This window comes from Maridesulfovibrio salinus (assembly GCF_055394525.1).
In genome coordinates this window covers 2,508,160-2,529,597 of the sequence record NZ_AP042461.1, presented here as the reverse complement: position 1 = coordinate 2,529,597, position 21,438 = coordinate 2,508,160, and the positions used below count along the sequence as shown (strand labels likewise).

The following is a 21,438-nucleotide window of genomic DNA, read 5'->3' as shown; positions in this document are numbered from 1 at the left end:
GCCGACAGCCACCGGCGGCCCTGCGGGGCCTAAATATAATGCGCTACGCGCTTTTAAATGTAGAGTAGCCTCCTGTGGCTCTCCGGGGGGCTCAAACACTTTTTGAAAAAAGGTTTGAACCACGGCTTTATCCCTAAGACTAGCGGATGACCGCTCACTAAGAACTAAAGCATGAATCCAAAAACTTTCAATAGGCTCGGCACCCTGAATTTTCAATACAACATACCAGCTCTTTAAAAAACCAAAACCCACGCAAATAATTTCGTGGGAAAATCATATTTGATAGTCACGCCTTCCGCCCCCCGTCAGCAAGCCCCTAATAATAAGGGGTAGAAGGGAAAGGGTCCGGGGACGGAAATACTCTTGCGGGAGTTTCTCCTTCCCCGGACGCCGGAAGTACTAAACAGTGTAGTAATCGAGCCAGCCCTTGTACTTGTCGTTGCCGCCTTTAACAGCATTGAAGTACTCTTTCTGGAGCAGGGTTCCCACAGGTCCACGCTTTCCTTCGCCGATAACACGGTTATCAACTTCGCAGATGGGGGTCACTTCAGCTGCGGTACCGCAGAAGAAAGCTTCATCAGCAATGTAGAGTTCGTCACGGGTGAAGAGCTGCTCTACCACTTCATAACCGAAATCACGGGCAACGGTCATCAGGCTGTTGCGGGTGATACCGGGAAGAACGGAAGTCAGGGGTGTGGTTTTGATCACACCGTCTTTAACGATGAAAATATTCTCGCCGGTTGCTTCGGAAACAAAACCGTTGGTGTCAAGCATCAGGGCTTCATCATAACCGTCTTTAACAGCCTCGACCTTTGCGAGGATCGAGTTGACGTAGTTACCGCAAGCTTTGGATTTGGTCATCATGACGTTGACATGGTGACGGTTGAAAGAGGAAGTTTTCACCCGGATACCTTTTTCAAGGGCATCTTCACCGAGATATGCTCCCCAGGGCCATGTGGCGATGCAAACACGGATGGGGTTCTTGCCGGGGTGAACACCCATGGCTCCGTCACCGATGAAAACCAGCGGCCGGATATAACCTTCTTTGAGGCCGTTAACCTTAAGAGTTTCGAGAATCGCATCGTGAATCTCTTCAACAGTGAAAGGAATAGTCAGGCCGAGAATTTTTGCGGAATCAAAAAGGCGAACAACATGCTCGCGAAGCCTGAAAACGGCGGATTTGCCATCCAGAGTTGCGTAAGCCCTGATACCTTCAAAAACACCTGCACCGTAATGCAGTGTATGAGTCAGCACATGAACCTGCGCATCGTCCCAGTTAACCAATTCACCGTCAAACCAGATTTTTTCAGCTTTTTGAACCATTATGTCCCCCTAATTTTCTTCTATAAATATAGTCAGCGCTTCCGCCGGAATAATCAGACTGTAAAACAAATTCTCTGCAAAACGCAGTCAAAGCCGGAATCTAATCCGGTCCCCTTACGGCATTCGGCAGATGGAGCTTTATCAACAGTCCCTGCGCTTGTGAACAACAGAATGAAAGAAGCTAAAAAAAAGAGGGTCCGAGGTCAAGAAGGAACGACAGGATCAACACAATGAAATACTCAATATAGTGGTATTCACAGAATAAAACCCATTAAAAAGGTCAGGCGGAAGAACCTGAAGAGTCTTCCGCCTGTATATTCCATCATCACTGGCGAAAACTAGCAGCTTACTACCGAGTTCTCAGCGTCACCATAGGGAGTGGTCTCGGTCCGGTCCGGTTCATTGTCATTAAACCATACATTGTTTCCGGCAAAATAACGGAACTGATAATCACGTCCTGTTTCAAGATCAACTGTGACAGTGTACTTGCCGCTTTTGAGTTTCTTCATGGGTGTTGAAGTTTCGTCCCAGTCGTTGAAATCACCTACCAGATAAATGGATTCACCATTCTCCACCTGCCCTTTTTCAACTTCAAACTTCACCTTGCATACAGGCTTGCTCTTTAGAAATTTTTTGGAAATAGCCACCGGATCCTCCTGATGGTTTTAAAAATTAAAAACGTCAGTGATTAAATTTTTTCTGTTTATAATTAATCCCGATTTTTTTTTAATGTCAACATAAGCCTAAAAAATACATTGAAACGTCACCAGCTTACATTTTTAACATATTCAGCAAAAATGGCTCTTTACATATAGAAGTTTCAGCAAAGCGTAATTATAAAGAAAAATACTGCGCAAAGCATCCCTCATAGCGATTATAATACTGACAAACACATTGTCATTCATACAAATATTAGTTTTGACAGCACCACCCGCCATGGTTACAAATAATCTTCAAGTTTATATATATTTTAGGAGTAACGACCATGGATAAATTTCCAAGAGTTCACCGGCTGCCCCCTTATGTATTCGCTCAGGTGAACGAACTGAAAATGCAGATGCGCCACGAAGGCGAAGATATCATAGATCTGGGTATGGGAAACCCTGATCTGCCCACCCCGCAGCACATTGTGGACAAGCTGGTGGAGGCGGCGCAGAAGCCCGCCAACCATCGTTACAGTGCGTCCAAAGGAATCAAGGGACTGCGCAGGGAAATGGCCTTGTGGTATAAAAGAAGATATGGCGTTGAACTGGACTATGATCAGGAAGTGGTCGTTACCATGGGCGCCAAAGAGGGGCTGGCGCACCTGGCGCTGGTCATGCTTTCACCCGGCGATGTTGTTTTCGCACCGGACCCGTCTTACCCCATCCACCCTTACGCAAGCATCATTGCCGGTGCAGACGTAAGGAGAATACCCATCGGGGCGGACAGGGATTTCTTCGAAGACCTTGAGCTGGCTATGCGTCAGACCTGGCCGCGTCCCAAGCTTTTGATTATCAACTACCCGCACAACCCCACCGGAGTCACTGCGGATATCCCGTTTTTTGAAAAAATAGTCGCCTTCTGCAAGGAGAATGACCTTCTCGTCATTCACGATCTTGCCTATGCGGACTTCACTTTTGACGGATATGAAGCACCCAGCTTTCTGCAGGCCAAGGGAGCCAAAGACGTGGGAGTTGAATTTTTCTCCCTCTCCAAAAGCTATTCCATGCCCGGCTGGCGTGTAGGATTCTGCTGCGGTAACACCGAAATGGTACAGGCACTGACCAGAATCAAGAGTTATCTGGATTACGGACTGTTCCAGCCCATTCAGATCGCTGCCTGTCACGCCCTTTCCGGACCGCAGGAATGCGTTCGTGATATCATGGATATCTATCAGGATCGCCGTGACGCTCTTTGTGAAGGATTACAACGCATCGGCTGGGACGTGACCCCGCCCAAGGCAACCCAGTTTGTATGGGCTCAGATTCCGGAACAGTTCAGAAGTATGGGTTCCGTGGAATTTTCCAAACTGCTGCTTCGCGAATGCAAGGTAGCCGTAGCCCCGGGACTTGGTTTCGGTCACTACGGTGACGACCATGTACGAATGGCCCTCGTAGAAAACAGGCAGAGAATCAATCAGGCTATCCGAGGCATGAAAGATCTTTTCGCCAAAGGCTAACAGATAATTATTCAAACTCCTGACAGGCCGCGATATACCGCAGCCTGTCAGTTTTTTTGAAAACAGTGAAATTAAGAGGTTTAGATGCAGACTGTAAAGCTTGCCATAGCCGGATTCGGAACCGTCGGAACCGGACTCGCCCGGATACTTGAAGAAAATGCAGAAGTAATTCTCGCACGAAGCGGCAAAAAGTTCGAACTGACCAATGTTCTGGTTCGTGACGTAAACAAAAAAAGAGACTACCTGCCCGGCCCGGAAGTGAAATTCACCGCAGATCCCGATGAATTCTGCTCCAGTCCCGATGTTGACATAGTTGTAGAACTGATGGGTGGAATTACGGTAGCAAAAGACATCGTCATAAAAGCCCTTGAGGCCGGCAAGCATGTGGTAACCGCCAATAAGCATCTCCTTGCCGAACACGGCATTGAACTTTTCAAAGTCGCTGCCAGAAACAAAGTAGGCCTCTATTATGAATCAAGTGTTGCCGGTGGAATCCCCATCATCCAGTCCATCAAGGAGTCACTGGCCGGGAACCGCATCAAATCCATAGTCGGCATCCTGAACGGAACCGCCAACTACATTCTCTCCGAGATGTCCACAAACGGCCTTGAATTCGATACAGCCCTTGATCAGGCTAAAGCCCTCGGCTACGCTGAAGCAGACCCTACTTTTGATATTGAAGGAATCGACGCGGCCCACAAAGTCTGTGTACTTGCCCGTATAGCTTACGGCAAAGATTACCCTCTGGCTGAACTGCCAGTTGAAGGAATCACCAAAGTTGAAGGTCAGGACATCCGCTTTGCCCGTGAATTCGGATACCGCATAAAACTCATCGGACAGGTTCGTGATGTGGGAGGAAAGCTTGAAGCCGGAGTTTTTCCGGCACTGGTGAAATACACCCTGCTGCTGGCCCGCGTGGGCGGAAACTACAACGCTGTCCGTGTTGAAGGCAACGCGGTAGGACCGGCATTTTTCCACGGACAGGGAGCAGGATCCCTTCCCACAGGAAGCGCGGTTCTGGCAGACATCATAGCACTTTCCAAAACCGACAAACCGGATAATACCGGATTCTGTAACGCCCCAATTGAAAAAGCCGATATACTTCCCCCTGAGCTGGGAACTTCCGAGTATTATTTCCGCTTCAACGTGCAGGATAAGGCCGGCGTTATGGCGGCTTTGTCAAAGTGCCTTGCCGAACACAACATTTCCATTGCCCAGGCGGTTCAGAAAGGCAATCCCGATGAAAAGGATATTCCGGTGGTCTTCACCACTCACAAGGCCAGCACCAAGGATGTCAATGCAGCATTAGCCGAAATTGACAAGATGCCTTTCATCGCTAGCCCGACCATATCCATGCGCATTTTAAAAGGATAACAGCATACAATGAAACTTCTTTTTCTCATTGCAGACGGAATGGGCGGCTGGCCCATTGAAGAAATCGGGGACAAGACAACGCTTGAAGCAGCCAATACTCCCAATATGGACATGCTGGCCGGAAAGGGACTAATCGGAACATGCCGCACTGTCCCTAAAGGTATGGCTCCGGGGTCGGATATCGCCAATATGTCACTGCTCGGTTTTGATCCCGCCACTTATCATACAGGGAGAGGACCGATAGAAGCTGCAGCTCAGGCCCTTGAACTTGATAAAGACGATCTCGTATGGCGGATGAACCTTGTCAATATTTCCGGTTTTGAAGAAAACGGAATCATGTACGACTACTCTGCCGGGCATATCGGCAGTGATGAGTCAGTGCCTCTGGTAGAAAAACTTCAGGCCGAACTGGGTGACGATGAATTCACTTTCTACCCCGGAATTCAGTACCGCCATTTACTGGTACACAAAGGTGGAGCAAAGAAAATGGAAAGCGAATTGAACATTCGCCCGCCCCATGATCTTACGGATAAACCCATCACCGATGATGTCCGTGAATTTGCCAAAAGCCCGCGCATGGACAATCTGGTCCGCAAAGCCGAGAAAATTCTATCCGACAACGGAACCAAGGCCGTTTCAATCTGGCCCTGGGGTCAGGGCAGGCCTTTGATTCTTCCTCCGTTTGAAGAAAAATTCGGAATGAAAGGTGCGGTCATATCCGCAGTTGATCTTATCAAGGGACTCGGCTACGCATCCGGTATGGAAGTAATTAACGTGGAAGGTGCTACCGGACTGGTGGATACCAACTACGAGGGAAAGGTCGAAGCCGCTGCCGAATTCCTTGAACATGGGGATTTTGTATACGTGCACCTTGAAGGACCGGACGAATCAGGCCACATGGGCAGTATTGAGGACAAAATCAAATCTATCGAGCGATTTGATTCAAGAATCCTTGCCCCGCTGCTTGAAAGGTTTCCCCTTGACGAAGCATGCTATGTAGTCACATGTGACCATTATACCCCAATTGAAACCCGCACCCACGATGAAACCCCGGTTCCTTTTCTCATGACCTCCCCGCGCTGCATAGCTTCAGGGGTTAAGTCTTTTAATGAGGAAGAAGCCAACCGGGCTGGAATCATTATCCCGGAGGGACATGATTTCATGCAGTGGGTTCTGGATAAAATCAAGTAATCATGAATAATGAATTCCCGACACCGCACTCATGGCTGACGCACAGCGTTTCCTACGGTGAAACTGATGCCATGGGTGTGGTTTATTACGCAGAATATCTGCATTTTTTTGAGCGTTCCCGTTCCCTGTTCATTCGTGAACGGGGAATGAGTTACGCCGAGGTTGAAAAGCGTGGTATCTATCTTCCGGTACGCGAGGCGTCCTGCCGCTACCGCATTCCGGCCCATTACGATGACCAGTTGAATATTCAGGTGGGCATAAGTGAATGGAAGCGCGCTTCTATCAAATTCATTTACAATATTTACAAGGGAGATTATGAAACTCTCGTTGCCACCGGATTCACCGAGCATGCATGCGTCAACAAAGAAGGACGCCCTGTACGCGTTCCGGAATGGCTTCGCGAAATTTTTTAAATCTTCTATGCTCTTTCTGGCTGCCTCCGGCGGCTTAATGGAAAGGAGACGCACCCTTTGCCCAAAAACAAAGCGGCTCTCCTATTCTCTTAAAAATCCCTACCCCACTCTCCAAATGCTTTTTAACAAGCCCTAGGGATTAAATGTAAAAAAGACAGGAATTAATCTTAATCCTGCCGTTATATAACCACAGGCAGAGACATTATTTTTAGACTTACAACTTCACAATATGCCGACTGAGTCCAGATACCCGTTCGAAGAGTCCTGAGAAAATTATTACATAACACTCTATGAAGGCTTATCTAAACCTTGCCATAGCCGCCCTCTGCAGGGGGTGAGGCAAGTGTGTTGCCGATTATTATTTTCTTCTGACTCTTGAAAGGACTCCGGCGGCAAAAGGATTTTACAATGTATTATGATGTGCACACCCATGCTTTTCACCCTAAAATTGCTGAAAAGGTTGTGGAGCAACTTCACGGACACTACGGCATTAAAGCCGTAGGTAACGGCCTGACTGAAGACCTGCTGGAGCGGGCCACAAAAGCCGGACTGGACCATGTGGTCGTCCATACCGCAGCGACAGAACCGGATCAGGTTATTCCCGCAAACAACTGGTCTATCGAACTTGCAAAGTCGGATGAACGCATTATAACTTTCGGGACAATGCATCCGGATTATGATGACCCTGAAAAAGAATTTGCAAGACTGGAAAGAAACGGCATCAAGGGTTTGAAATTCCACCCTGATTTTCAAGGCTTCTTCATGAATGAGAAACGGTTTTACCGTATTCTGGAGATGGTCGAAGGCCGCTTCGCCGTCATGTTCCACGTTGGTGACAAGCTGCCTCCTGAAAAAAACCCCTCCTGCCCAATCAAATTGCGACAGATAATGGAAAATTTCCCGGACCTTACCTGTATTGCCGCGCACATGGGCGGCTATTGCCACTGGCAGTGGGCCTGCGAAGAACTGGCAGGGTTCAATGTGTTAATGGACACCTCCAGCGCAATACCATTCATGGATAAAAAAGTACTGCTGGAAATCATGAAGAAACATCCACGGGAAAGAATTCTGTTTGGAAGCGACTATCCTCTTTTCGACCCCGAACAGTCCATCAAGGAATTACAGAGTACATTAGGACTCAAGGATTCAGAACTGGAAATTCACTTAAGTGCAGCTGGTCAGCTTTTTGTATAACCAGACGACAAGCAAAATCCGCTCAATAGAAACTCCATTGAGCGGATTCTTTTTTCGGGCATATAACTATTTTGCCGCATACTTCCCCATGTAATGAACAACAATATGATGAAAAGGACGTATCAGATTAAAAAGAATCCATGCTGTCCAACGATGATAATGGACAATTGTCACAGTGTAATATTCTTTGATTCCATCATTTCCAGACTTGGCAACAACACCTAGGTATGCTCTAAGGTGATCATCAGATGCCTCTCCAATCCAATACCTATCAGACATAAAATCTACTGTTCGAAAAAAGTCCACCATCCCGCCAGGCGTGAACTGAAACTGAATTTCTTTCGGTTTTGGTTTTGCCCCTCCATCTTTATTAAGACTAAGCGCCCCAGCAACAATTCCCCTAACTTTATATAAAAACTTAAGCCAGCCAGGTTGATAAGAAACCATACGGATAATGAAATCCTCAATTTCCCTCTTGCTTTTGAAAATCTTTACTTCCGCATAATCTGCACCTTCCAGTAAAGAAGCAAAAGGACTTTGTGATTTAACAAACGTCATTGATTCAGTCATGGGGTCATCCTCCCGGCCTCAAGACCTTCAATCCGCAACACTTCAAATTCCCTGACCATTTTCATATCTCTCCAAAGTAGATCATGCCCTTTCAGAAAGCGGTACATCCTGACCTTACCGAGAAAATTATCAACCTCCTTCTGGGTTGCTTTCCTCCTTTTCCCTGCCCGGCAGAATAGCCGGAAGGCAGGCTGAGAAACAAAGCGCCCCTTCCACAAGGATCTAATCCAGAACCCCGCCCCCGACTGGGCAACCATAAGAGTCATGCGCGTATCACGCTCAATATTATCGCGCATAGTTTTGGGAAATTTTTCAAAATAATAACCCTTCCCCTGTTTGCTGAAGGTAATTGATCCAATTGGTGAAATGCGCGGAAATCCGTCGGCATCCACTGTGCCGAGAGAAGCATAACCAGCCTTGTCAAACAGCATCTCAACCTCTTTCCATAAAATCTCTGTCTGCATGATTCAATCTCCCTGTTCACTTCTCAGGAATTCTGTACAATTCCTGCTTCATTGTTTTAAGGATAGATTCATGATCTTCATCCGAGATGTTTGATCCCATCATCCTAATTCCTAAAAACATTGAATAACTTATTTTTGAAAGGAGTACTGCCCGTTCCGGGTCATCGCTGACCTCTTCAAAAATAGATCGCAAATACTCAATCCGCATTCTGTCAACTCGCTCAATGTACTTCTGGGCAAAAGAATCCCGCAAAGCCCAAGCCCTTATACTCGTCTCAGTTCCAGAAGGCAGCTTATGTGAACTCTCGACTACCAGATTGAACCGCTCAGTTGCATCAGCCCCTTTGTCCGCAAATTCAATACTTGCAATTGTCCAAACATTTACCCAATGCTCAAGCATCCGCTCCAGAAAATCTGCCCGATTCTTAAAATGGTGATAAAACGATCCTTTGGTTACACCTAACCTCTTGCATAAAGCATCGATGGTAAGCTGCTGAACGCTTTCCTTTTCCAAAAGCTTCAACCCAGCTTCCAGCAGATCCTCAGTCGAATTGCGTTTGTCCCTGCAGAACTCTTCATTCATTTTAATCAATCCCTCTCCTTTTCCACATACCATACCGTATGGTATGTGGAATTGTAAATGACAATTTTCACTCAGATCAATGGGCAATATTATATAAAGCAGGAAGTGAATCGGGGTAAAAGACGAGAGAAATATTTGGCAGGCAGAATAGAGTTAAAAAGGTTCATCCGGCTCAAGCGTACTTTTGACAAAATGAAAGGACATGGCGTCCAATCGGTGAAAGAACCACCAATCATCGAAAGGATTTATCGCCATGTCCACGAGTTTTATCTACCATGCCTTGGGCCTGCCCGGCTATGACTATGTCAGGCAGGATTTTGTTGCCGGTAACGTGCTGATTTATGTGAGACCAAAAGCCAAGCTTGTTAAGTGCTCCCGCTGCAAGCATCGTCATGTGATTCATAAAGGAAGGAGCGAGCGTTGGTTGCGCACCGTTCCCATCGGTATCAAACCGATTTGGATTGTTGTAGATGTGCCTCGTGTTCAGTGCCGGAAGTGTGGTTGTGTCAGGCGTATCAAGCTTTCCATCGCAGACCCACGTCGCTGGTATACGCATAAATTCGAACGCTATGTCAGGTCACTGGTCAAGATGATGACAATGCTTGATGTCTCTACTCTGCTTGGAGTCGGTTGGGATGTGGTCAAAGACATCTTCAAGCGAGACCTGAAACATCGATTCGGACAGCCCAAGCTATCGAAATTGAAGTACATTGCAATCGATGAAATCAGCGTACGCAAAGGTCATAAATACCTAACGCTGGTCATGGATTTAAAAAGCGGAGCTGTCGTGTTTGTCGGTGACGGCAAAGGGGCTGACGCTTTGCTGCCTTTTTGGAAAAGGTTGAAACGCAGCCAAGCCGGGATCAAGGCTGTGGCAACGGATCTCAGTCCCGCATATATCGGTGCGGTTCTGAAAAATTTACCGCATGTTCCTCTGGTCTTTGATCATTTCCACGTGGTGAAACTCATGAACGATAAGCTCACCGAAGTTCGGCGCAAGCTTCATCGGGAGATAAAAAATACGATGGGCAAAGACGTGTTGAAAGGCACGCGCTGGCTGCTGTTGAAGAATCCTGAAAATCTAAACGCGGAAAGGGATGAACAGCAGCATCTGGAGGAGGCTCTACGGCTAAACAAGCCACTGGCGACAGCCTACTATCTGAAAGAAGACTTGCGTCAGATATGGAGTCAGCCAAGCAAGAAGGATGCAGCCGAGTTTCTAGAGAGTTGGATATCTCGTGCGAGGGCTTCTGGCATCGCTCCACTCGATACTATGGCAAAGACGTTGGCAACGCATAGCTTTGGGATACTCGCTTGGTTCGATCATCCCATTTCATCAGGGCCAATGGAAGGTACGAATAACAAAATCAAGACCATGAAAAGGCAGGCATATGGATATCGTGATCTGGAATTTTTCAAGCTCAGGATCATGGGTATTCATGAAGCGAAGTACGCTTTAACCGGATGAACCGTTAAAAAGGCAGAGCCGCCTGCGGGCAACCACAGGCGGCTCTTACTAACAACCTCAAAGAGTTTAAATACCGACTTTAGTTGTGCGGTCTTTCCACTTTCGGGTGACAAGCGTTGTTTGCACAAGGAGCGGTAGCAATGTCAGTCTCGCCCGCTTTGTTCATCTTCACGTGACAACCACGGCAACTAGTGTCGCTGGAAAGGGTGTGGAATGCCTTGAAGTAGGAATTAGGCTTGGCCTTGCGCTTGATGTTGTCATGACATCCGGGAGCAGCACAGCTTTTAATCTGAGACTGTCCATCCCAAGTGTGGTGACACTTCACACAGTTTACGTCCTGATGGTCGAAATGTGAGAATTTAACCAGAGCGAAGCGGACTTTATTAAGAGCTTCGGGACGCTGGAATTCGAGATTGATGGGAAACCTTACAACCAGTTCTTCCTTGACAGCAACAGGCTTGTCTTCGGAAATGCTAGCAATCTCCTCACTCAGATTGCTGGTGGTGGTTGCATAAATAATTACGAGAATGGCAAAAACCACTGCCATCCCAACATACAGAAAATTCGTCTTCATTCTATTCCTCCTCATGAAAGTCGTAACTTAGTAATCAAAATCCACGATTATTTCAATAAAAATGAGGAGATGTATATGCTCTGCAATTAAACAGACCAAACATTTGACGAACTACAAAAGCGACATTGAGAAAATTTTCACACAAATTCAAAGACTGTAAAATAAGATCCAAATAATATTGATTCAATGCAAAAACATATAACAACCTTAATTTTGCCCATCCAAACAGTTAAAAATGTATCAGCGACTGTTAATAGTCACACCTTCAACATTAAAACAACCCCCGGATACCTGCAATCAACAGTCAATTAGCACCAATAATATTTTTCGAAAGCTTAATATTTTTTCGATACAGACACACTTTTTATTTGAATGGTAACAATACTCTTCTCTGGAGAAGGGAAATACACGTTTCTTGCGATTAATTATTAGCAATATAAATAAAACCGTGATTTCCGCATCAGAACATTCCATCTTAATATCTGCACTCACGATCAGTGCCATCTTCAGCGGAATTCCATCACCAAAGGATAATCACTCAGAGGCTTGTAAGAAATTGGTTGCGAAACGGATTTGTTCCACTAATCACAACCAGGCGGACAATATCAAAGTAAAAAAAATCTCAGCATAAAATTCGACGAAAAAAAGGAGCTGCATCAAGCAACTCCCTGTAAAAAAATATATAGAAGCTCAAAGCACAGTTATAAACTGAATGAATCTCCCAGATAAAGCCTTCTCGCCTTGGTATTTTTTACAATACTTTCCGGTGAGCCATTGAGAATAACCCGGCCTTCGTACACCAGATATGCCCTGTCACAGATGGAAAGAGTTTCACGCACGTTATGGTCCGAAATCAGGATTCCCATACCCATTTCTTTCAGGGACGAAATAATGTCCTGAATATCTATAACCGCAATGGGATCGATCCCGGCAAAAGGTTCATCAAGAAGGATAAAGCTGGGATTGTTGATCATTGCCCGCGCTATTTCAAGACGTCTGCGTTCACCGCCGGAAAGGTACATGGCTTTCTGGTCTGCAAGGCGCAGGATGTTAAGCTGATCCAGCAGTTCATCCGCCCGCTTCCCGACAGCTTTGCCGGACAAGCCGGTATGTTCAATGATGATTTCAAGATTCTTGCGTACGGAAAGTTTTTTGAAAATAGAACTTTCCTGCGGAAGATAACTGACCCCCATCCGCGCGCGCTCATGCAGCGGAAGACGGGTAATCAGCTTTTTATTGTAGTACACCTCGCCGGAAGTAGGCTTTACCACTCCGACAAGCATATAAAAAGTAGTGGTCTTACCCGCGCCGTTGGGCCCAAGAAGTCCTACGACCTCACCCTCACGCACAGTCAGGTTGATGCCACGGACAACTTCCTTGGGTCCGTAGCACTTGACCAGTTTCTTAGCGATAATTGATGACATGTAACTCCTGTCGGCCGGCAATAGTACAACCAGTAGGCCTCATCTACTCACCTACATTCTTGGGAGTATAGAAAATAGCCTCAATAGGCTTGTTTCCACCTACCACTTCCGAGCGATTCTCTTTGATATAAAACTTGATAACTTCACCCTGAACTAAATTGGGGCCGTCCTGAAGTCTGGCATTGCCTTCCATCAAAATAATGGAATCAGCCACAACGTAAGTCAACTTATCGCAGTCACCTTTGCGGTTTTTCATGACTACCTTAACATTCCCGGACGCCACAATCTTTTTTATCTTGTCCTGAGTATCGGTCAACGAATCCCCTTCAGGCCTGAGAAACGCGGTCAACTCCTCGGAAGTAAGGGTTACATCGAGTCTTACAACCTTAACATTACCGGCGAAGGTAATACGGTTGCGGTTCTCGCTGAAAGTCATTTTGGTGGAAGTTATCTTGATGGGAACTTCATCAGGTCCGCCGGGAACACGCTTTTTACGGGGCTTATCATCCTTCTTTTCAGCTGGGGGATCGGCCTGCAGGTAAGTTCCGTAAACATACCCCACTCGTTCGGGCTCCTTACCCGGCAAAGATTTGAATACCGGGTACCACTTACCTTCCTGTGCGCCGACAGTAACGGCTTCACCTACTTCCAGCTTGTCAACTATAAGGGACTTGGCATTTGGCTCGGAACGAACATTCAGCACCGCCATGGAATACATGGTCTTAGTCTGGATGGGAGCATCAAGCATCTCCTGCATGGCTTCTTCCATCGCGGCCAGCTCATTTTCCCTTTCTTCAGCTGCTTTTTTCTTCTGCATTTCAGCCGCGGCAATTTCTGCCTTTCGGGCATCAATCCCCGCCATCTGTGCTTTTTCTAAATTTTTTGGATAAGCAGCCAGAAAGGGTCCCCAGGCATATCCCCATACCGGAGTATTTTTTTCAACTATGGTATCAATACGGTAAAGAGCGTACATTCCGCCCTTTTCCGATCCTACCTGAGCACGGTGTCCGGGGCTTAAAATTCCTACAGCCTTAGAACCTGCGGTGGGCTTTTCGATCACATGAATCTTCCGTACAGCGTAACGGATGCGGGCGTCTTCAATATCTATATCCACATCATCTTTTCGGACATACCCGATAGCATCCGCCTCGGAAGTAACCACGGTATCACCTTTGAACACTGCATACCATCCGTCACGCAGAAAACCGACCTTGATTTTATCCCCGGACTTCAGCATTCCCCCTGTCGAGGATTTTACAGTGCGTTCAAGGTGATACTTCAAATCCTTACCGACATAGCGGACATCTCCCCAGTCAACAACAGGACTGTCTGCTGCGGCCGGAACAATCACTTTTCCTGAAATATAACCGACAGGCTCGGCTGCTTCTTCCGCAGCAGCAGGATAAACCGGGTACCATCCCCCCTGCTTCTGACCTGTCCTGAAGCTCTGGGCGGGTGAAAGGACCCACACAACATCACCATTAAGACTCGGCTCAGCACGCACGTTTGCTATGGATTTTGCAATCTTAAGTGCATTTTCCCCTTCAGCACCGGAATAGTCTGCAGTGGTAAGGACAATGAAAAGGCCGAGACAGAGCAGCACCGGAAAAACTACCGCCGCTGATCGGACGCGTGACAATGAAATATTAAAAAAGATGCTAGTCAAATGGATGCTCGCTTCTGTTTAGATCCGCTTTATTCGGGCATTGCCAACATATTTGGTGATATCAGGGCTTCCATGCCGTCTTCAATCATTATTTCACGGGTGAGAAGGTCAACTTTCACCCTGTCTGAAGAGATAAATGCTGTGGGACTCTGAACTTTTACATTACCTTCAAGAAAAAGAAGATTCTCATTTGGCTTAAAATTCAATCGTTCGGCCTTAAGAGCCATTTCACCGTAATGGCCTTCCACCTGATCCCAAAGCTTGAGACCCTCTCCTTTCTGGCTCACTTCCCCATGCAGGGCTTTTACAAAAACTTCCTTGCGGTCCCTACCAAGGTAATAAGTCACTCTGGGCTTATCGGCAATGACCAGACCTTTTTCCTGATCATAATCGGCACTTCCGGCACGGAGAATCCATTCCACATCCCCGCCAGTACCCTGTATGAGTTCTATTTCCTCAGCTGAAATGTCGGCCTGATTCTGGTCGGACAGTATAGGACGCTCAACGGAAGAACGGGCCATATGCGGATATGGACCATATTTTTTGCCCAGCATTGTCCCGGCGGAAACTCCAAGCAGGAGAGCCAGTGCAAAATAAAAAATATAACGGACAAGGGCCATTTAGCCTGCCCACTCCTTCCAGATTTTATCAAGCCTACCCTGCGCGGTCAGAATAAATGAGATAGCTTCGCGCACAGCTCCGTGCCCGCCTTCTTTGGAAGAAATCCAACCTGCTATACCGAAAATTTCAGGCTGGGCATTCTTGACAGCCATGGGAAGACCGACACGAACCATGACCGGAGCATCAATCCAGTCATCGCCAATGTAGGCGACTTCTTCATCAGTCAAACCTTTATCGGCCAGCAGCTTTTCATAGAAGGGAAGCTTTTCTTTCTGTCCCGGATAATATTCGGTAATCCCCAGTTCGGTCACCCGCTTCTCCACCGCGCCGTGATTAAGGCCGGTGATAACAGCAAGTTCCAGTCCGGCCTGCTGCGCAAACTTGATACCCAGTCCGTCCTGAACATTGAACCTTTTGGTTACGTTACCTTCGTGATCGTAATACAGCCCGCCGTCAGTAAGAACACCGTCGACATCAAGAATCAGCAGTTTGATCTTCTCGGCTCTTTTTCTAGCAGACATAATCAACGCTCCATCCGGCAAGTAGATCCCTGATCAGGTCTTCCGTCCTGTCCAGCGGCCAACTGTTGGGGCCGTCACACAGAGCGCAATCAGGATCGGGATGGACTTCCATGAAAACACCGGATGCGCCCGCGGCAACAGCTGAACGGGAAAGCACGGGAACATACTCGCGTTGCCCACCGGATTTGCCGCCAAGTCCACCGGGAAGCTGCACAGAATGCGTAGCATCGAAAACAATGGGACATCCAAGAGATTTCATAATCGCGATGGAGCGCATATCCACTACCAGATTGTTGTAGCCGAATGATGCACCGCGCTCGGTCAGCCAGATACGTTCATTTCCAGCTTCACGAAGTTTGTTAACAACATGACTCATATCACAGGGGGCAAGAAACTGCCCTTTTTTCACATTGATAACACGACCGGTATTGGCGGCAGCCACAAGAAGATCAGTCTGGCGGCAGAGAAAGGCCGGGATCTGGATCACATCGGCAACTTCGCCGACTTCCGTTGCCTGATCCGGGGTATGTATATCGGTGACAACAGGAAGTCCGGTATCGTCCTTCACCCGCTGCAACCACTTAAGCCCTTCCTCCATACCGGGACCGCGAAAAGAAGTAATGGAAGTGCGGTTGGCTTTGTCGAAAGAGCTTTTAAAAATAACCGTCACATTCAAACGGTCGGCGATGTCTGCAAGCACTTCAGCGGAGCGCAGAGCGACATCTATGGTTTCCAATGCGCAGGGTCCGGCCAGAATAAACGGACCTGCCAGGCTTTTCTGATAAAGTTCATCGGGGGTCAAAATAAACACCCTCCAGATATCGGTCAGGCCGGGAGCGGAACAGTTCCGCTCCCGGCCAACCGTAATTATTTTATGTATTGCGACTACATATTGTCGCGGGAGGCCTTGATAAAATCCCTGAACAGCGGATGCGCATTCATGGGATTGGACTTGAATTCAGGGTGAAACTGGCAACCGAGGAACCAGGGATGATCCGCAACTTCCACGATCTCAACCAGAGTTTCATCGGGGGAAAGTCCACTGAGAACCAGACCGGCTTCAACCAGCTGATCAGCAAATTTCTCTTTGTTGAACTCGTAACGGTGACGATGGCGTTCCTGAATTTCAACCTTACCGTAAGCGTCCATGGCTTTAGTACCTTCAACGACCTTGCAAGGGTAAGCGCCAAGACGCATGGTTCCGCCTTTGTCACTCTCTTCGCAGCGGCACTCAGTCTTCTCGGTGCGGTAGTCGAACCATTCTTTCATCAGATAAATAACATTGTTGGTTCCTTTAGGATCGAACTCTTCGGAGTTGGCTTCCTCAAGGCCCATGACATTACGGGCAAATTCAATAACCGCACACTGCATTCCAAGGCAGATGCCGAAGAAGGGAACCTTGTTCACACGGGCATACTCAATTGCCGCGATCTTTCCTTCAACACCTCTGGTTCCGAATCCACCGGGAACCAGCACACCGTTGCAGCCCGCCAGTTTTTCCTTGACGTTTTCACGGGTGATTTCCTCAGAATTCACGTAACGCAGGTTGACTTTGACATCATTCGCCACACCGCCGTGAATCAGGGCTTCATGCAGGGATTTATATGCTTCCTTGAGATCCACATATTTACCGACAATGGCAATTGTGGTTTCTCCATGAGGATTCTTCAATTTATAATTCAGCTCTTTCCATGGCTCAAGTTTGCAATTTTTAGCCGGGAGCTTCAGCAGGATGGCAATTTTCTGATCCAGTCCTTCATTATAAAAAGAAAGAGGAACTTCATAAATAGATTCAACATCCACAGCAGTGAATACTGCATCACGGTCAACATCGCAGAAAAGAGCGATCTTGCGTTTGATGTCTTCTTCCAGTTCCACTTCACTACGGCAGATAATGATATCGGGATGAATACCGATGCTGCGCAGTTCTTTCACAGAGTGCTGTGTGGGCTTGGTTTTAACTTCACCCGCAGCTTTAAGATAAGGAACGAGAGTCAGGTGAATATAAAGAACATTCTCGCTGCCCAGTTCGGAACGCAGCTGACGGATGGCCTCCAGAAAAGGCAGACCTTCGATATCACCCACTGTTCCGCCGATTTCAATAAGGGCCACGTCCTCGTCCTTGGCTACTCCAAGAACAGCATTTTTGATCTCGTCGGTAATATGCGGAATAACCTGCACAGTACCGCCAAGGTAATCGCCGCGGCGCTCTTTGGTAATAACATTGTGGTAAACACGTCCGGAAGTGAAGTTGTTGTTCTGGCTGAGCGGAACATTCAGATAACGCTCATAATGGCCAAGGTCGAGGTCGGTTTCCGCTCCGTCATCGGTCACGTAAACTTCCCCGTGCTGGAAAGGGTTCATGGTTCCGGGGTCAACATTAATATAAGGGTCGAGCTTCTGGATTGTTGCAGTAAGCCCTCTGGCTTTGAGCAACGCGCCGATAGATGCGGCGGCAAGACCTTTACCCAGTGAGGACAAAACGCCCCCGGTGATGAATATAAATTTGGTTTTCATGAAAGCTCCCGTCCCGTGGCGGACAATTTATTTTAAAATCTCGCTGTTACATAAAACAAATTGAACAGCGAATAAAGTCGGTATCCGTGAAAAAAACACAAAAAAGGACCATACCCGCGAACAGTCTTGTATTCAGGCGTATCCGGCTGTATAAAATTGTGTTAGCGGTACGTCCTGAGGAATATAGACTGTTGACGGGAAGCTGACCCGCAATTATGTTCCTCTCTTCTGAACACGGCTTAAATAGTCTCGTAATATTTCGATTGTCAACATCTGGAGGACAAAAATATATGGCCCGCGTTAAAGTTTTGGTCATCACCGGTTATGGAACCAACTGTGAAGAGGAGTCCGCGCACGCCGCCCGCAAGGCCGGAGCGGATGAAGTGGATGTCACCTATTTTTCCGATCTCGCAGCAGGAAAACAGACTCTGGAAGGCTATAACTACCTGATATTCCCCGGTGGTTTTCTTGACGGAGATGATCTCGGGGCCGCACAGGCCGCCGCTCTCCGCTGGAAGCACGCTCACACCACTGACGGCACTCCGCTGGTGGATCAGATCAAGAAGTTCTTTGATGACGGCGGCGTCATCCTCGGAATATGCAACGGCTTCCAGCTTCTCGTTAAACTCGGTCTGCTGCCTGCGGTGGGCGGTGAATACTTCACCCGTCAGGTATCGCTCAGTTACAATGATTCCGCGAAATACGAAGACCGCTGGGTGCATCTCAAAGCCAACCCCGATTCCCCCTGCGTTTTCACCAAAGAGATCGACACTCTCAACGTGCCTGTCCGTCACGGTGAAGGTAAAATCATCCCCGCCGATGATGCCATGCTGGATAAAATCGTTGAGAACAACCTGCACGCCCTGCAGTACATAGATCCAGAATCCGGTGAAATGACCATGGAATACCCTGCCAACCCCAACGGCTCTCCCCTGGGTATCGCAGGTCTGACCGATCCTACAGGACGTATTCTCGGTCTCATGCCGCACCCAGAAGCATTCAACCACCCCACAAACCATCCCAAGTGGACCCGTGGAAATATCCCCACTCTCGGACTCGCACTGCTCGAAGGTGGCGTGAAGTATCTCAAGTCCTTGTAGTTGCCTCCGGAGGCCCTTCGGGGACCAAAGAAACTTTTTGATTCGCCTCGTCCTGAGGCTCACCCCTTCGGGGAGTTGCTATAAGCAACTTCCAAATCCGCTTTCCTGCGGATTGGTGAAAAAAGTTTCTCTGGACTCTTCAATAACTTTTGATAAGGCTTCGCCGCTTTGTAAGACACGACTTCATTGATAATTAATTTGGGGAGAGTTTTTATAACTCTTCCCAATTTTTATTTTCAGGAAGTATTAAAAACTATAAACTAAAGCATCTTAAGAGAGCAGATGGCTACTAGTCTTTAAGCGATAGCACCCTGCTCGATTCATATGGATATGGAGCGCAGAGAGGGTTAGCCGTTCTGCCAAATCAACAAAAGCTCAAAGCGCTACAAAGCCTGCCCTTCTGGGCTGCTGATGCCCCCAAGGAACAATCTCATTCATGAGTAAAATTATTACCAGAGGTTCCCCGCCAGCCGATCCGCCGCAAGGCCAGACATGGCGTACCATGATGGACGTCGCCATCCGCGAGGCGTTCAAGGCCCGCAAGTTTGATGAGGTTCCTATCGGTGCTGCCCTTTTCTCTGCTGATGGAAAGTTGCTGGGCACGGGCAACAACAACCCGCTAACCGCAAATGATCCCACCGGACATGCCGAGATCAACTGCATCCGCCATGCCTGCAAGAGGCTGAATAATTATCGATTACCACGCGGCTGTATTCTTGTTGTTACTCTGGAGCCATGCATCATGTGTCTTGGAGCAATCATCCATGCCCGGGTGGGCGGAGTTGTTTTCGGCGCTCCTGACCCCAAAGCCGGGGCGGTGGTGTCCAATCTGGAAGGAACAGAACTGACTTTTGCCAACCACAAGTTCTGGACCATAGGTGGAGTCTGCGAACAGGAATGCAAGGAAATTTTGCAGAGCTTCTTTTTGCAACGCAGAAAGTAAGCACATTTTGCGGAGACACAGCCCACATTACACAGGATTGGATTTTCTAGATATTACCTTTTAATTTCAGCTTGCTAATCCACTCAAGAACAGCTATAAATTTTCCCCTCAAAGGCCGCACAACGCCGGAGTCGGTCTTTTTTATCGCGGAAAGGTAGCGAAGTCCGGCCGTAACGCGCTCGACTCGAAATCGAGTTATGGGAAACCATACGTGGGTTCGAATCCCACCCTTTCCGCCACAATAAAAACAAGGGTTTAGGAGTAATTACCTAAACCCTTTTCTTTTTGAATAAGACCTTCAATAGGTGATTTCATAGGTGATTGATTTCAAAAACGCAGTCCTTCACCCATCCCATACATTAACCAATGATAACTCACCCCAGTCTGTTCACAGACCATGCAGCGCCATTTAAATGGAACCTCTCGCCCACCGATCACAGCTGAGACTGCCGACTCGCGAACACCTAGCCATTTGGCAAGTCTTCGATTTGATTTAATACCCAAACAGCTTTTCATTCTCCTGATGATTTCCTCACCGTCATGAATCTCAGTTTCTATGAGCTGAGACTTCATCAATCGACACAACTGAAAGACCGGACGGAAAAAAATTACAAAAATCTGTTTGTCTTCATCTGTTATACATGTTGCTTCAATGAAAATGGGGACCAACCCATTGCCAAAATCAGCTTGAAGCCCGGTTGAAACCTGTTTGTTCTTCTGCTGCGCTTCTTCAAGTAAGCTGCGCACCCGTTCAGATCCGTCTCCAAAAATATCTTCTAAACCTTCAGGATAATGCTGGCCTAAGAGCTCCATCAAGGCTGGATTGCATAATTCAATTCGGCTCTCCGAGTATAGCATGCCATACCAAGATGACTTGCCTAAGTAGTGTTTAATCTGACCCAAGTACGCCCCCAAAACTTCACAAAATGTGAAGTTCTTCACCTCATGTGAAGTCTTTATAATTATTGACAAAATATTAACACAGTTCTAATTATAGCTTAACTTGATGAACTGACCAAAATTTGAATCTGAATAGGGGAGGTACTGTTGTGAATAGAACACTTGAAGATCATCTTGTAGAAATGAAAGAAGGTATTCACATCCTGAAAGTTGTTCAACGGGTGTTAGAAGTTGATGATATTACAGATGAAGCTGCTGCCCTTGATGTGGTGTGCACTAAAATATCTGAAGGCCTTAAGGCTCTCAATGCGGCAGGCGTCAATAGCCAGGCCTCATTACGAGAAATACAAAAAGCATCTTGAAGACACATAACAATCCCCGGTCAGCACAACGCCAACCGGGGATTGTCAAGGGGACGGATACAAACGCTA

General features: G+C 47.4%; 22 protein-coding genes and 1 tRNA gene. 10 read left to right on the top strand and 13 right to left on the bottom strand.

What is annotated here, in order from left to right:
• Positions 1-399: 399 nt before the first annotated feature.
• Together ACZ5PW_RS11565 and ACZ5PW_RS11560 are read right to left on the bottom strand one after the other, a co-directional pair.
• Complete coding sequence (locus ACZ5PW_RS11565) at positions 400-1,323, bottom strand: branched-chain amino acid transaminase (RefSeq protein ID WP_464553595.1); 924 nt, start codon at positions 1,321-1,323, stop codon at positions 400-402.
• Positions 1,324-1,661: 338 nt separating this feature from the next.
• Complete coding sequence (locus tag ACZ5PW_RS11560) at positions 1,662-1,970, bottom strand: isoamylase early set domain-containing protein (protein ID WP_464553594.1); 309 nt, start codon at positions 1,968-1,970, stop codon at positions 1,662-1,664.
• A gap of 338 nt (positions 1,971-2,308) precedes the next feature.
• Here ACZ5PW_RS11560 and ACZ5PW_RS11555 point away from each other — a divergent pair, with 338 nt between their 5' ends.
• From ACZ5PW_RS11555 to ACZ5PW_RS11535, 5 genes are all read left to right on the top strand, one after another.
• Positions 2,309-3,484 carry an aminotransferase class I/II-fold pyridoxal phosphate-dependent enzyme gene (locus tag ACZ5PW_RS11555; protein ID WP_464553593.1) on the top strand — a complete coding sequence of 392 codons (1,176 nt, stop codon included), beginning with the start codon at positions 2,309-2,311 and terminating at the stop codon, positions 3,482-3,484.
• A gap of 84 nt (positions 3,485-3,568) precedes the next feature.
• Positions 3,569-4,858 (top strand): homoserine dehydrogenase, encoded by a 1,290-nt coding sequence (locus tag ACZ5PW_RS11550; protein ID WP_464553591.1) that lies wholly within the window; start codon positions 3,569-3,571, stop codon positions 4,856-4,858.
• 9 nt (positions 4,859-4,867) lie between these two features.
• The gene (locus ACZ5PW_RS11545; RefSeq protein ID WP_464553589.1) at positions 4,868-6,049 is read left to right on the top strand and encodes a cofactor-independent phosphoglycerate mutase; all 1,182 of its coding nucleotides are present in this window, start codon (positions 4,868-4,870) and stop codon (positions 6,047-6,049) included.
• Positions 6,050-6,051: 2 nt separating this feature from the next.
• Positions 6,052-6,462 carry an acyl-CoA thioesterase gene (locus tag ACZ5PW_RS11540; protein ID WP_464553588.1) on the top strand — a complete coding sequence of 137 codons (411 nt, stop codon included), beginning with the start codon at positions 6,052-6,054 and terminating at the stop codon, positions 6,460-6,462.
• A gap of 408 nt (positions 6,463-6,870) precedes the next feature.
• Entirely contained in the window at positions 6,871-7,656 is a 786-nt protein-coding gene (locus tag ACZ5PW_RS11535) for an amidohydrolase family protein (protein WP_464553587.1), read from the top strand.
• Between the two features lie 66 nt (positions 7,657-7,722).
• On the opposite strand, the gene ACZ5PW_RS11530 is transcribed toward ACZ5PW_RS11535, so the two are convergent.
• From ACZ5PW_RS11530 to ACZ5PW_RS11520, 3 genes are read right to left on the bottom strand one after another with little or no spacing between them, the layout of a single operon-like run.
• Entirely contained in the window at positions 7,723-8,226 is a 504-nt protein-coding gene (locus tag ACZ5PW_RS11530; protein WP_464553586.1) for a DUF2867 domain-containing protein, read from the bottom strand.
• A complete protein-coding gene (locus ACZ5PW_RS11525; protein ID WP_464553584.1) occupies positions 8,223-8,690 on the bottom strand; it encodes a pyridoxamine 5'-phosphate oxidase family protein in 468 nt (155 codons plus the stop codon). The genes ACZ5PW_RS11530 and ACZ5PW_RS11525 overlap by 4 nt, the downstream gene beginning before the upstream one ends.
• Positions 8,691-8,706: 16 nt before the next feature.
• Positions 8,707-9,273, bottom strand: a complete 567-nt coding sequence (locus tag ACZ5PW_RS11520; protein ID WP_464560397.1) for a TetR/AcrR family transcriptional regulator — start codon at positions 9,271-9,273, stop codon at positions 8,707-8,709.
• 253 nt (positions 9,274-9,526) lie between these two features.
• Between ACZ5PW_RS11520 and ACZ5PW_RS11515 the strand changes: the two genes are divergently transcribed.
• The gene (locus ACZ5PW_RS11515; protein WP_464553331.1) at positions 9,527-10,741 is read left to right on the top strand and encodes an ISL3 family transposase; all 1,215 of its coding nucleotides are present in this window, start codon (positions 9,527-9,529) and stop codon (positions 10,739-10,741) included.
• Between the two features lie 79 nt (positions 10,742-10,820).
• On the opposite strand, the gene ACZ5PW_RS11510 is transcribed toward ACZ5PW_RS11515, so the two are convergent.
• The 7 genes from ACZ5PW_RS11510 to ACZ5PW_RS11480 all read right to left on the bottom strand — a co-directional run bounded on the left by ACZ5PW_RS11510 (position 10,821) and on the right by ACZ5PW_RS11480 (position 18,064).
• Positions 10,821-11,315: a cytochrome c3 family protein gene (locus ACZ5PW_RS11510; RefSeq protein WP_464553581.1), complete on the bottom strand. Its 495-nt coding sequence runs from the start codon at positions 11,313-11,315 to the stop codon at positions 10,821-10,823.
• A gap of 701 nt (positions 11,316-12,016) precedes the next feature.
• Positions 12,017-12,739, bottom strand: coding sequence for an LPS export ABC transporter ATP-binding protein (gene lptB / locus ACZ5PW_RS11505; protein WP_464553579.1), 723 nt, complete (start codon positions 12,737-12,739; stop codon positions 12,017-12,019).
• A 43-nt stretch (positions 12,740-12,782) separates the two neighbouring features.
• Entirely contained in the window at positions 12,783-14,342 is a 1,560-nt protein-coding gene (locus ACZ5PW_RS11500) for an LptA/OstA family protein (RefSeq protein ID WP_464553577.1), read from the bottom strand.
• A 92-nt stretch (positions 14,343-14,434) separates the two neighbouring features.
• Positions 14,435-15,025 carry an LPS export ABC transporter periplasmic protein LptC gene (gene lptC, locus ACZ5PW_RS11495; RefSeq protein WP_464553575.1) on the bottom strand — a complete coding sequence of 197 codons (591 nt, stop codon included), beginning with the start codon at positions 15,023-15,025 and terminating at the stop codon, positions 14,435-14,437.
• A complete protein-coding gene (locus ACZ5PW_RS11490) occupies positions 15,026-15,547 on the bottom strand; it encodes a KdsC family phosphatase (RefSeq protein ID WP_464553574.1) in 522 nt (173 codons plus the stop codon).
• Positions 15,537-16,349, bottom strand: a complete 813-nt coding sequence (gene kdsA / locus ACZ5PW_RS11485) for a 3-deoxy-8-phosphooctulonate synthase (RefSeq protein WP_464553571.1) — start codon at positions 16,347-16,349, stop codon at positions 15,537-15,539. Before kdsA ends, ACZ5PW_RS11490 begins: the two co-directional genes overlap by 11 nt.
• An 83-nt stretch (positions 16,350-16,432) precedes the next feature.
• A complete protein-coding gene (locus tag ACZ5PW_RS11480) occupies positions 16,433-18,064 on the bottom strand; it encodes a CTP synthase (RefSeq protein WP_464553570.1) in 1,632 nt (543 codons plus the stop codon).
• Positions 18,065-18,354: 290 nt separating this feature from the next.
• Between ACZ5PW_RS11480 and ACZ5PW_RS11475 the strand changes: the two genes are divergently transcribed.
• From ACZ5PW_RS11475 to ACZ5PW_RS11465, 3 genes are all read left to right on the top strand, one after another.
• On the top strand, positions 18,355-19,164 hold the full coding sequence (locus ACZ5PW_RS11475; RefSeq protein WP_464553568.1) for a phosphoribosylformylglycinamidine synthase subunit PurQ: 810 nt from the start codon (positions 18,355-18,357) through the stop codon (positions 19,162-19,164).
• Positions 19,165-19,600: 436 nt separating this feature from the next.
• The gene (locus ACZ5PW_RS11470; protein WP_464553567.1) at positions 19,601-20,107 is read left to right on the top strand and encodes a nucleoside deaminase; all 507 of its coding nucleotides are present in this window, start codon (positions 19,601-19,603) and stop codon (positions 20,105-20,107) included.
• 148 nt (positions 20,108-20,255) lie between these two features.
• Positions 20,256-20,346: transfer RNA gene (locus ACZ5PW_RS11465), tRNA-Ser, on the top strand.
• Positions 20,347-20,434: 88 nt separating this feature from the next.
• On the opposite strand, the gene ACZ5PW_RS11460 is transcribed toward ACZ5PW_RS11465, so the two are convergent.
• The gene (locus tag ACZ5PW_RS11460) at positions 20,435-21,010 is read right to left on the bottom strand and encodes a helix-turn-helix domain-containing protein (protein WP_464553566.1); all 576 of its coding nucleotides are present in this window, start codon (positions 21,008-21,010) and stop codon (positions 20,435-20,437) included.
• A gap of 146 nt (positions 21,011-21,156) precedes the next feature.
• Here ACZ5PW_RS11460 and ACZ5PW_RS11455 point away from each other — a divergent pair, with 146 nt between their 5' ends.
• On the top strand, positions 21,157-21,369 hold the full coding sequence (locus ACZ5PW_RS11455) for a hypothetical protein (protein WP_464553564.1): 213 nt from the start codon (positions 21,157-21,159) through the stop codon (positions 21,367-21,369).
• The last annotated feature ends 69 nt before the right edge of the window (positions 21,370-21,438 follow it).